Origin of the sequence: Achromobacter animicus (assembly GCF_902859585.1) — a bacterium.
GTDB lineage: Bacteria > Pseudomonadota > Gammaproteobacteria > Burkholderiales > Burkholderiaceae_B > Achromobacter > Achromobacter animicus.
In genome coordinates, this window is the sequence record NZ_CADIJM010000008.1 from 197,241 (window position 1) to 207,975 (window position 10,735).

12 protein-coding genes are annotated in these 10,735 nt (G+C 67.0%); 5 read left to right on the forward strand and 7 right to left on the reverse strand.

Features of this window, described 5'->3' with window-relative positions:
* Nucleotides 1-165: 165 nt before the first annotated feature.
* The 7 genes from fabI to HV681_RS19280 form a co-directional block, all read right to left on the reverse strand.
* Nucleotides 166-939: an enoyl-ACP reductase FabI gene (fabI, locus tag HV681_RS19250; protein ID WP_175124558.1), complete on the reverse strand. Its 774-nt coding sequence runs from the start codon at nt 937-939 to the stop codon at nt 166-168.
* Entirely contained in the window at nt 936-2,120 is a 1,185-nt protein-coding gene (locus tag HV681_RS19255; RefSeq protein WP_175124559.1) for an acetate/propionate family kinase, read from the reverse strand. Before HV681_RS19255 ends, fabI begins: the two co-directional genes overlap by 4 nt.
* A gap of 68 nt (nt 2,121-2,188) precedes the next feature.
* Nucleotides 2,189-3,133 (reverse strand): phosphate acetyltransferase, encoded by a 945-nt coding sequence (locus tag HV681_RS19260; protein ID WP_175124560.1) that lies wholly within the window; start codon nt 3,131-3,133, stop codon nt 2,189-2,191.
* A 5-nt stretch (nt 3,134-3,138) separates the two neighbouring features.
* The gene (locus HV681_RS19265; RefSeq protein WP_254595020.1) at nt 3,139-5,826 is read right to left on the reverse strand and encodes a DUF3141 domain-containing protein; all 2,688 of its coding nucleotides are present in this window, start codon (nt 5,824-5,826) and stop codon (nt 3,139-3,141) included.
* A gap of 153 nt (nt 5,827-5,979) precedes the next feature.
* Nucleotides 5,980-6,387: a VOC family protein gene (locus HV681_RS19270; RefSeq protein ID WP_175124561.1), complete on the reverse strand. Its 408-nt coding sequence runs from the start codon at nt 6,385-6,387 to the stop codon at nt 5,980-5,982.
* A 25-nt stretch (nt 6,388-6,412) separates the two neighbouring features.
* Complete coding sequence (gene yfcF / locus HV681_RS19275) at nt 6,413-7,045, reverse strand: glutathione transferase (protein ID WP_175124562.1); 633 nt, start codon at nt 7,043-7,045, stop codon at nt 6,413-6,415.
* 131 nt (nt 7,046-7,176) lie between these two features.
* Entirely contained in the window at nt 7,177-7,506 is a 330-nt protein-coding gene (locus tag HV681_RS19280; RefSeq protein ID WP_175124563.1) for a DHCW motif cupin fold protein, read from the reverse strand.
* Between the two features lie 203 nt (nt 7,507-7,709).
* Here HV681_RS19280 and HV681_RS19285 point away from each other — a divergent pair, with 203 nt between their 5' ends.
* The 5 genes from HV681_RS19285 to HV681_RS19305 form a co-directional block, all read left to right on the forward strand.
* Complete coding sequence (locus tag HV681_RS19285; protein ID WP_175124580.1) at nt 7,710-8,651, forward strand: DnaJ C-terminal domain-containing protein; 942 nt, start codon at nt 7,710-7,712, stop codon at nt 8,649-8,651.
* Between the two features lie 2 nt (nt 8,652-8,653).
* Nucleotides 8,654-8,968 (forward strand): chaperone modulator CbpM, encoded by a 315-nt coding sequence (locus HV681_RS19290; RefSeq protein WP_175124564.1) that lies wholly within the window; start codon nt 8,654-8,656, stop codon nt 8,966-8,968.
* 158 nt (nt 8,969-9,126) lie between these two features.
* Complete coding sequence (locus HV681_RS19295) at nt 9,127-9,849, forward strand: AzlC family ABC transporter permease (RefSeq protein WP_370632998.1); 723 nt, start codon at nt 9,127-9,129, stop codon at nt 9,847-9,849.
* Nucleotides 9,846-10,193: an AzlD domain-containing protein gene (locus HV681_RS19300; protein WP_175124566.1), complete on the forward strand. Its 348-nt coding sequence runs from the start codon at nt 9,846-9,848 to the stop codon at nt 10,191-10,193. Before HV681_RS19295 ends, HV681_RS19300 begins: the two co-directional genes overlap by 4 nt.
* A gap of 44 nt (nt 10,194-10,237) precedes the next feature.
* A partial coding sequence (locus HV681_RS19305; protein WP_254595021.1) for a glutathione S-transferase family protein occupies nt 10,238-10,735 on the forward strand: 498 nt, incomplete at its 3' end.

Below are 10,735 nucleotides of genomic sequence, written 5' to 3' on the forward strand. Positions count from 1 at the left end.
GACACCCTGGAGAGTCGCCCTATGCGCGTCGACGCCGCATGCAGGGTGTCTGACACCCAGCGCAAGCAGAATGACCGGGGTGTCTGACACCCTGAAGAATCGCCCTATGCACGTCGACGCTGCATGCAGGGTGTCTGACACCCCGCGAGTGTCAGACACCCCGCGTCAATCAATGATGTGATACCCGCCGTCGATGTACAGCGTCTGCCCCGTCATCAGCCGCGCCGAATCCGTGGCCAGCCACGCAGTCGCTTCGCCCACATCATCAATCGACACCAGACTACGCGCCGGCGCCTTCGCCTGCGCGCGATCCAGCATCGTGTCGAACTCCGCGATGCCGGACGCGGCGCGCGTCTTCAGCGGACCCGGCGAGATCGCATGCACGCGGATCCCTTGCGGACCCAGCTCGGCCGCCAGGTAACGCGTGGCGGATTCCAGGGCGGCTTTCACTGGTCCCATCATGTTGTAGTGCTCGACCACCATCTGCGAGCCGTAGTAACTCATGCAGAAGAGGGCGCCGCCATTGCGCATCAGGGGCTCGGCCAGCTTGGCCATGCGGATGAAAGACCAGCACGACACGTCCATCGCCTGAAGAAATCCCGCGCGCGAGCAATCCGTGACGCGCCCGTGCAGATCGTCGCGCGGGGCAAACGCGACCGAATGCAGCACGAAATCCAGCGCGCCCCATTCGTCCGTGATGCGGCTGAAGACGGCTTCCAGCTCGCCGTCGTTCAGCAAGTTCATGGGCATCAGCAATGGCGCTTGAACCTGCTGCGCCAACGGCGCCACGTGCGGCAGGGCCTTGTCGTTCAGGTAGGTGACCGCCAGTTCGGCCCCCATGGCGCGAAACGCCTTGGCGCATCCCCACGCGATGGAGTCGGCGTTGGCGATACCGGTCACCAGCCCGCGCTTGCCGGCCAGCGGCAGGTGCGCGCTCATCGCTGCCTCACGAGCGCGAGCGTGTGCTGCGCGATGACCAGCTCTTCGTTCGTGCGCACCACGTAGACGCCGATGCGGCTGTCGTCGGCCGAGATGCGCGGCCCGTGGCGGGCGTTGCGCTCGGGGTCCAGCTTGATGCCCAGCCAGCCCCAATGCTCGCTGATCGCCTGACGGATCTCGGCCGAGTTTTCGCCGACGCCCGCCGTGAAGACGATGCCGTCGATGCCGTTCGTCGCGCAGCCCAGGCCGATCATGCCTTCGGCCACGCGCCACGCGAAATACTTCAGGGCCAGCTTGGCCGACGGTGCATTGCTGGCCAGCAGTTCGCGCATGTCGTTGCTGATGCCCGACAGGCCCTTCATGCCGCAATCGTGATACAGCATGTGCTCGATCTCGTCGTGGCTCATGCCCTGTTCCATCATCCACAGCACCACGCCGGGATCCAGGCGGCCAGGGCGCGTGCCCATCGGCAGACCTTCCAGCGCGGTGAAGCCCATGGTGCTGTCCACGCTCTTGCCCTGGTGCATGACGCAGGCCGATACGCCAGAGCCCAGGTGGGCGACGACGATCTTGCCCATCGCGATGTCGGGCAGCGTCTGCTTCAGGCGCTGTGCGATGTATTCATAGGACAGCCCATGAAAGCCGTAGCGGCGCACGCCTTCCAGATACAGGCGCTCGGGCAGCGCATAGCGGTCCGCGACGTCGGAATGGCTGCGGTGGAACGCCGTGTCGAAGCAGGCGACCTGCGGAATCCACGGCCGTCGCTCGCGAATGACGCGAATCGGCGCCAGGTTGTTGGGCTGATGCAGCGGCGCGAGCGGCGTGAAGGTTTCAAGCCGGGCCAGGATGTCGTCGTCGATCAGCACCGGCTCGGACAGATCCGGCCCGCCATGGACCACGCGATGCCCCACTGCGAGCGGCGCGCCGCCCAGGTGGCCGCTCAGCCACGTGCCGACGACTTCCTGCGCGTTGGGCACGTCGGGGGCGTGGCTGGGCGCGATGTCGCGTTCGACCAGCGTCTCGCCCACCGCGTCGCGCACGCGCAGGCGCGGATGCGTGGTGCCGATGCCTTCAAGCTGGCCGCCCAGCCGGGGCGCCAGTTCATGCTTGTCGTCGATGTCGTACAGGTAGAACTTGATGCTGGAACTGCCGGCGTTGATGACGAGGATGGTGTCGCTCATGGCGGTGTGCTTCCACGTTGAGACAAGTCGCGCGGCGGCCCGCGGGGGCAGGCCGGGGCTGGGAATGATCAGGCCAGCGGTCTGGCCTGCTGCTGGGCAAGGTGGTTGGCGTAGATCGCCGCCACCGCGCACGACGCCAGGCGCGAACGCGGGCCGTCTGCGCGGCTGGTCAGGATGATCGGCACGCGTGCGCCCAGCACGATGCCGGCCGCCTCGGCGTTGGCGAGGAAGGTCAGGTTCTTGGCCAGCATGTTGCCGGCTTCCAGATCGGGCACCACCAGCACCTGGGCCACGCCGGCCACCGGCGAGCGGATGCCCTTGATGCGCGCGGCGTCGGGGCTGATCGCGTTGTCCAGCGCCAGCGGGCCGTCCAGCACGCCGCCCGCGATCTGGCCGCGGTCGGCCATCTTGCACAGGGCGGCCGCCTCGATGGTGCTGGGGATGCTGGGGGTGACCTGTTCGACCGCCGACAGGATCGCCACGCGCGGTTCGCCCAGCCCCAATCCCAGATGCAGGTCGATCACGTTGCGGATGATGTCGGCCTTGGTTTCCAGATCCGGAAAGATGTTGATGGCCGCGTCGGTGATGAACAGCGGCTCGGCGTAGGTCGGCACTTCCATGATGAACACATGGCTGATGCGCCGGCCGCTGCGCAGGCCGGTGGCGCGCGCCACGACTTCGTGCATCAGCTCGTCGGTGTGCAGGCTGCCCTTCATCAACAGGGAGGCCTCGCCGCTGCGCACCAGCGCCACGGCGGACTCCGCGGCGGCATGGCTGTGCGGCGCATCGACGATGCGGGCGTCGCCCAGGTTCAGCTTGAACTGCGCGGCCGTGTCGCGGATCTTGCCTTCGGGACCGACCAGGATGGGTCGCAGCAGGCCCAGATCGCGCGCTTCCAGCGCGGCCGACAGCGACGGTTCATCGCAGGGATGGGCGATCGCGCAGGGCGCCGCCTCCAGCGTTTGCGCGCGCGCGATGAGTTTGTCGTAGTGCGTGGACGTCGGGAGGCTCATGGGTCTCAGGCCTTGGCAGGTTGACGGGCGGCGGCCGCGCGCTTGGCGGGCGCCTTGGCCGGGGTCGCGTCCGCGCCAGACTTGGACGCGGACTTGGCTGCGGACTTTGATACGGACTTGGACGCTGTCTTGGCGGCGCCATTGGCCGCGCCATTGGCCGCAGTCTTGGCTGCAGTCTTGGATGCTTTAGCTGCCGGCTTTGCCGGGGCCTTCGATGCCGTTTTGGACGCGCCGTTGGACGTGCCGTTGGACGCCCCGTTGGACGCGGCGTTCGACGCAACCTTCTTCGACGCGGACGGCGCAGCCTTCGATGCGACCTTCTTCGATGCGGACGGCGCGGCCTTCTTGGGCGGCTCCGCCTCATTCACGGCCTTACCCGCCGCATCAGGATGCGGCCGGGCGGTCTTGGCGGGCACCTCGGCTGCCAGGTCGACCAGATCCTGGACCGGATAGGGGGACTTCGTGGCGGCGGCGCCGCGCGACGCGGCAGGCGCCTGACCCTGTCCGCGCCGCTGCGCGCGGCGTTCGGCCGCTTCGAAGATGCGCTCCATTTCGTTCAGGCTTTCGCGCGCCGCGTCGCTCAGCGGCTCGGCGGCTTCCAGGACGCCCTTCATCGCGACCAGGCTGGCGCGGATCTCCGCGGCCGATGAGTCTTCCAGAAGACGCGGCATCGCTTGAATGGCGGCGTCCGAATCCAGCGTCATCATCAAGGCCTGTTCGCGGATCACGTCCTTGAACGCCTCCAGCGTCAGCGCGTTGTCGGCTTCGGCGCGCATCTTGCGGATGAGCGCGAAGCTGCGCTCGTCCAGGCCGCCCTCGGCGCCGGACACATACAACAGCATCCGGATCGCAGCCACGCGCAGACCGCCTTCCTGCAGCATCGAGCGCAGTTCCGCGGCGCGGTCTTCCATGAAGCGGCGGTGCTCCGGCGATACGCCCGGGTGCCGGCGCGGCGGGCCGGACTTGGCGCCCAGGCCGGCCAGATCCTGCACGACCGGCGATCCATACACGCTCATGAAGGTGCGCTCGTCGGCGGAATCGCGCAGTTCCTGCCAGATGTTCAGGCTGGTCTCGATCCAGTTCGAGAACATTTCCTGCGCCACCACGAACGGATTGGTGGGCGCGGCCTGCTGCCGGTTCTCGCGCACCTGTTCGGCCACCTTGGCGATGGGCGCGATGACCGGGTTGCGGTCGGAAATCAGTTCGTAGGGCAGGCGCAGCGGGTGCATGCGCTGCATCCACTCGGCCGATTGCGGCGTCACCATGGCGCGCAGCCAGGGCTGCACGAAGCTGCGGTACATGCCCAGGTTGATGTCCGAGATGCGGGCCACCGCGGCAAAGCGCTGGTCGTCTTCTTCCTTGCGGTCGACGATGGCGCGCACGTCGTCCAGCTTGCGCTGTTCGAAGGACAGCACGTAGTTGCCGAAAGCCAGATCGGCGTTGGGCGTGTCGGGCGTCTTGTCGGCGATTTCGGCCTGGTAGATGCCCGGCGGCAGCACATCGATCATGTCGATGTTGGAGGTGAATTCCTGGTGTTCCTTGCGCGCCACGCTGCCGGACACGAAGATGCCCAGGTGGCCGATGCTTTCGTGAATGGCGTAGACGATGGTCTGGCCGTGGGCCAGGACTTCGGCTTCGTTCTGGTAGAGATCGGGAATCCAGCCCAGCGCCTGCGGCGGCGGGGTGATGTTGTCGCCCTTGGAGCAGAACACCACGATGGGCGAGCGGATGTTGCGCAGGTCGATGCGGATGCCGTCGGAGGTCACCAGGCCGGCGGTCGCCAGGCGGTTGCCGACGAACAGGTTGTCGACGATGTACTGGATTTCGGGGCCATTCAGGAAGACGTGGCCGCCCCACCATTTTTCAAAGCTGAGGTAGCGGTCGGCTTCGGTGTCGACCTTGGAATACAGGTTGTACTGCTTGGACCACAGGGTGTTGGCCGGATTGAGGTTCTCGAAGTTCTGCACCAGCCAGGCGCCGTCGAACTTGCCGTTGCCCAGGTCGCTGGTCATGGCCGTGAGCCAGCTTCCGCCCAGCAGGCCGCCCGCGTAGCGCATGGGATTCATGCCGCGCCAGCCCGCCCAGTACGAGAGCGGTGCGCCCGCGACGATGATCGGCCCGAACAGTTCAGGACGCACCGCCGCGGTCATCATGATCTGCCAGCCCGCCTGGCAATTGGCCACGACGACGGGCTTGCCCTCGGCATCCGGGTGCAGCGCAATGATTTCTTCCAGGAACCGCGCCTCGGCCATCATCACGTCTTCGACGGTCTGGGTGGGCATGGGCTGCGGCAGGAACGTCGCAAAGTAGCAGGGATGCCCCGCGCGCACCGCCACGCCGATTTCGCTCTCCGGCTTGAAGCCGCCAATGCCCGGCCCGTGGCCCGCGCGCGGATCCACCACCAGAAAGGGGCGCTTGATCGGGTCCGTTTCCACGCCGGCCGGCGGCTTGATCCGCAAGAGGCCGTAATTGACGGGACGGGGCAGCTCGCGGCCATCCAGCACCAGCTCGAATTCCATGCTCAGCACGTTCGGCGCGCGCTTGGCCATGTGTTCGTGATACTGGTTGCCGCGCTGGCGCATCACGTCTGCGTAAAGCACGCCGCGCTGCCAGGCGTCCACGGCGTATTCGTAGGCGGCCGTCCAGGGGTTGAGGGACGGGGCGAGCGTGTGATCGGTGCCGGATGCGGCCATGGCGATCTCCTGTAATGAGCTGCCGGCGACAGATGGCCGCCGAGCCGGTCCCCAGTGGAACCGGCGAAATTGACCTCCCCATTACACCGCAACGGATGGTGCGGTGCAACATCAGAACGATTTGCGGGGCGTCAAAAGGCCGATCATGCCGGCTCAATCGGACTGATGGCAGACCGCTTCGACGCGGTTGCCGTCCGGGTCCAGCAGAAAGGCAGCGTAATACAGGGGATGGAAATGCGCGCGCACGCCGGGTGCGCCGTCGTCTCGGCCGCCGTGCGCCAGGCCGGCGGCATGGAAAGCGTCGACGGCCGCCCGGGTGGGCGCCTTGAAGCACCAGTGGCGCCGGGCGGCGGATGCGGGATCGGGAGAAGCGTCGGGGGTGGCGAACACCGACAGATAGGTATGGCCGCTGTCGCCGGGACCACAGCGCTCGCCGTATCCCATCGCGTCGGGACGGTCGTAGACCTTGTCCGCGCCCAGCGCCCGCATGATGGCGTCGTAGAACGGGCGGGCGGCGTCCAGGCGGGCGACGGTGATGGAGACGTGATCCAGCAGCTGCATCGCGGCGCCTTGGATGAGGGTCAGGTCACCGCGCGGCGGCGTTGTGTTCCAGCCATTTCTGGACGGCGGGCCGTTGCCATTGGGCGTCGGCGTAGGCGCGCAGCGTGTCGGGCAGGTCGTCGTTCGACAGGCGCTTGAGCATGACCGCCAGATCGGTGTCGGCGATGCACCATTTGTCGAACAGGGTCGTCTGGCCGACGCCGACCAGATAGCTGGCCACGCGGATCAGCTTGGCGGCGGCTGCATGGGCGTCGTCGGACAGCGGCGGGCCGGCTTCGCCGTAGAACACGGTTTCCGTGGGACGTTCCTGGCGCAGGGCGCCTAGGTCGCTGCGCAGCCAGGCCTGCAACTGGCGCGCGCGGGCGCGTTCCTGCAGGGCGGACGGAAACAGGGCGGTGTGTTCGGGCGGGGGAAAGGCTTCTTCCAAATATTCGGCGATAACGCTGGATTCGGTCAGGTTGAAGTCCGCGTGGGTCAGCGCCGGCACCCGCGCGGTGAGCGCGCGGCACTGGAACGGCTGCATGCGCTGTTCGCCAGCGCCCAGGTCGATGGGACGCACTTCGAAAGGCAGTTGCTTTTCGGTCAGCGCCACATAGACCGACATGGCGTACGGGCTGAGAAACAGGGAATCGACGTATAGCGTAATCGGGGCGCCCAAAGCTTGTCTCCGGTCAGGCGAAGTAACGTATGGTCAGGCCGCGCGGGGCGGCTGGTTTGCAAAGCGTAACGCAAGTGCAATGCGGACGTGTCGCGCGGGCGCGTCAGTCCGCAAAGGTCAGCCTGCAAAGGTCAGTCCACAATAAACAGCTTGGCGCCGGTCTGCGTGGACGAGCGGTGCGGTTCGGCCTGATCGGCCACCTGATAGCTCATGCCGGGGGTCAGCACGAACTGGCGGCCGTCTTCCAGTTCGGTGTGCAGTTCGCCTTCCAGACAGAACAGGATGTGGCCCTTGGTGCACCAGTGGTCAGCCAGGTAACCGGCCGTGTATTCCACCATGCGCACGCGCAGGTCGCCGAATTGGCGGGTACGCCAGTACGCCGTGCCGGTTTCGCCGGCATGTTCGGTGCGTTCCACTTCGGACCAATCGGTGGTGCCGAAGGGGATGTTGCTCATCTTCATCGTGGATCCTGCAAGGTGGGTCCGCCCCAGAATGCCGGGCGAAACAACACATACTACGCCAATCGGGCTACCGGCTTTCCGCGGCCGGCCCATGGCGCGCGGCCGCACATTGAAAAATCGGTCCATAACCCCTATCTTCTGGCTATTCAAGGCCGGATCCGGCTGTGCCGGACGCGGCCTCAACCCTCTACGTGAGCTGGAACATGGAGTTCAAGGACTACTACAGCATTCTCGGGGTGGAGCAGGGCGCATCCGACGACGATATCCGCAAGGCATACCGCAAGCTCGCCCGCAAATATCACCCAGACGTCAGCAAGGAAAGCGACGCCGAAACCCGCATGCGCGACGTCAACGAAGCCTACGACGTGCTGCGTGACGCCGAAAAGCGCCAGGCCTATGACAATCTGGCCGCGGGCGTCTCGCCCGAAGGCGGCTTCCAACCGCCGCCCGGATGGGACGAAGGCTTCGAATTCCACCGCGGCGCCGCGGCCGGCGACGAAGCCCAATTCAGCGAGTTCTTTTCGTCACTCTTTGGTGGTCGGGGCGCCAGGCACGGCGGACGCCAGCAGGAATTCCGCACGCGCGGCGAAGACCATCACGCCGCCATCGAAGTCGACCTGGAAGACGCCATCAAGGGCGCGACGCGCGACATCAGCCTGCGGTCCATGCAGATGGACGACCAGGGCCGGCCGCACATGCAGAGCCGCACCCTCAGCGTCAAGATCCCGGCCGGCGTGCGCGAAGGCCAGTACATCCGGCTGGCCGGACAGGGGATGCCCGGCTATGGCGGCGGCGAAAGCGGCGATCTGTATCTGGAAGTGCGCTTCAAGCCGCATCCGCGCTACCGTGCCGAAGGGCGAGATCTCTACATGACCTTGCCGGTTGCCCCGTGGGAAGCCGCGCTGGGCGCCAGCGTCAAGGCGCCCACGCCCGGCGGCACGGTCGAAGTGTCCGTGCCGCCCGGGTCCGGCAACGGCCGCAAGCTGCGGCTGCGCGGGCGCGGCATTCCCGGCGATCCGCCGGGTGATCTGTACCTGGTCCTGGATCTGGTGCTGCCGCCGGCGGACAGCGAAGCCGCCAAGGCCGCTTACCGCAAGCTGCAGCAGGATCTGCCCTTCAACCCGCGCCGCAATCTCGGGGTCTGAGCATGAAGAAGATAGTGATCACCAGCGCCACCGTCGTCGGCAAGTCGCAGCCGCTCAACGCAGACGACCTGGCGCGCGCCTGCGGCGCGGAAGTGGAATGGGTGGCCCGGCTGGTCGAAGTCGGCATCGTCAATGCCAGCGGCAGCGGCCCGGCGGAATGGCGTTTCTACAGCGTGGACCTGCAACGCGCCTTGCACGCGCGGCGGCTCGAGCATGACTTTGGCGCCGGTCTGGACGCCGTCGCGCTCATCCTGGACCTGAGCCAGGAGGTGCGCCGTCTGAAGTCGCAGTTGCGGGCGCTGGGCGCGACGCCTTGACGGCGCGGGGCGTCTGATCGGGCCGCGTTCCGCTGGGCTGAGTTGGCGGCGATTCGCGCTGAACTGCGCCAAGCCGGGTCGACCCAATCCAAGCCGCCCCAATCCAAGCCGCCCATACCGCTGAGTAAAATGGGCGCCCGCCGCAACAAGTCAAAGCGATGAGCGCCTTGGAGACTCCCCCCGCCGCCGCGCGCGCCCCGTCCGGCGGCGCGCATATCGATGGCCTGAAATCCTGCCTGCCGGTCATGATCGGCTACTTTCCGGTTGCCGTGACGTTCGGCATCGCCGGTATCGCGGCTGGCCTGACGCCGTTGCAGGTCATCCTGATTTCCGTGCTGGTGTACGCGGGCGCCAGCCAGTTCCTGCTGCTGGCCTCCATCAAGGCCGGCACGCCGTGGCTGTGGGTGGTGGCGCTGTGCTCGCTGCTCAATGCGCGGCACCTGCTCTATGGCCCGCTGCTGTCGCGCTTTTTGCCGGCGGCGCTGCGCGATCGCCTTAAGGTTGCTTTTCTTTTGACCGATGAAGTCTTCGCCACCGCCTTCAACCGGTTGCAGGGCGTGGAACCCGCCCGGCGGCAGGGCTGGATGGTCGCGCTGGGCTTGGGCGCCTGGCTGACGTGGATCGCCGGCACCGCCGTGGGCGTGTACGCCGGCGACGGCCTCGAGCGGCACTATCCGATGCTGTCGCAAGTCATGCGCTTTGCGCTGCCCGCGCTGTTCATGGCGCTGGTGTGCCAGAGCGCCCGGCGCGGCATGGGACTGCCCATCCTGGCCGCCGTCATCGGCGCCGGACTGGTGGCCGCGCTGGGATACACCAGCCTCGCCATCCTGGCAGGCGCCGTCATCGGCTGCGCCGCCTATCGATTCAGGAGGCCCGCATGAACGCCAGCGGACTGGAATTCTGGGGCGCCGTCATTGCGATGGCGGTCATCACCTACCTCACGCGCGCCCTGCCGTTCATGCTGTCCGAGCGCAGCCGGCTGTTGCGGCACCTGTCCCGCGAGGGCTCGGCGCTGTCGGCGCTGGGTCCGTCGCTGCTGGCCGGCATCGCCGCCGCCGTCATCGTGCCGGATCTGCTGGGCGCCGCCGACGAGGCCGCCCACATTGCGCCGTACGTGGGCGGGCTTGTCGTCACGGGCGTGGCGGCGCGCCTGGTCAGCAACACGGGCGTGGCCGTGCTGCTCGGCATGGGCGGATACGGGATATTGCTGGCCTTGGCGGCGTAGCGGCCCGCAGGGCAAAATGGTCCGATCCCCCAAGGAGACCGACCATGCTTACGCTCTACCACGCACCGCGTTCGCGGTCGTTCCGGATATTGTGGCTGCTCGAGGAACTGGGCGTGCCCTACGACACCGAAATGGTGTCGATCCGCGGCCACGACAGCACGGGGCACATGCCTGCCGATTACATCGACATCCATCCGCACCGCAAGGTGCCGGCGCTGGTGCATGACGGCGTGCCCGTGTTTGAAACGCCCGCCATCGCGGTGTACCTGACCGACCTGTTTCCGCAGGCGGGGCTGGGACCGGTCGTCGGCGACCCGCAGCGCGGTCCCTATCTGACGTGGCTGGCGTATTCCACGGGCGTGTTCGAGCCTGCGATGGTCGAGCGGGCGTTCAAGACGCCGCATCAGGCCGCGCTGGGATGGGGGTCGGCCGACGAGATTCTATGGTCTCGGTCAAGCAGTCGTAGGTCGCAATTTCTCTGGATCAAAGGGTTGACCTGTTCGCCATACCCCGTACGCGATCCGCAGGAGTTTGCGCGCGAT

Excerpts from the sequence above, each read along its gene's own strand:
- fabI (WP_175124558.1), bottom strand. The coding sequence starts at position 939 with ATGAGCGCGCACCTGCCGCTGGCCGGCAAGCGCGGGCTGGTGACCGGT.
- HV681_RS19300 (WP_175124566.1), top strand. The coding sequence starts at position 9,846 with ATGAACGCCAGCGGACTGGAATTCTGGGGCGCCGTCATTGCGATGGCG.
- HV681_RS19270 (WP_175124561.1), bottom strand. The coding sequence starts at position 6,387 with ATGCAGCTGCTGGATCACGTCTCCATCACCGTCGCCCGCCTGGACGCC.
- HV681_RS19295 (WP_370632998.1), top strand. The coding sequence starts at position 9,127 with ATGAGCGCCTTGGAGACTCCCCCCGCCGCCGCGCGCGCCCCGTCCGGC.
- HV681_RS19260 (WP_175124560.1), bottom strand. The coding sequence starts at position 3,133 with ATGAGCCTCCCGACGTCCACGCACTACGACAAACTCATCGCGCGCGCG.
- HV681_RS19290 (WP_175124564.1), top strand. The coding sequence starts at position 8,654 with ATGAAGAAGATAGTGATCACCAGCGCCACCGTCGTCGGCAAGTCGCAG.
- HV681_RS19255 (WP_175124559.1), bottom strand. The coding sequence starts at position 2,120 with ATGAGCGACACCATCCTCGTCATCAACGCCGGCAGTTCCAGCATCAAG.
- HV681_RS19265 (WP_254595020.1), bottom strand. The coding sequence starts at position 5,826 with ATGGCCGCATCCGGCACCGATCACACGCTCGCCCCGTCCCTCAACCCC.
- HV681_RS19280 (WP_175124563.1), bottom strand. The coding sequence starts at position 7,506 with ATGAAGATGAGCAACATCCCCTTCGGCACCACCGATTGGTCCGAAGTG.
- HV681_RS19285 (WP_175124580.1), top strand. The coding sequence starts at position 7,710 with ATGGAGTTCAAGGACTACTACAGCATTCTCGGGGTGGAGCAGGGCGCA.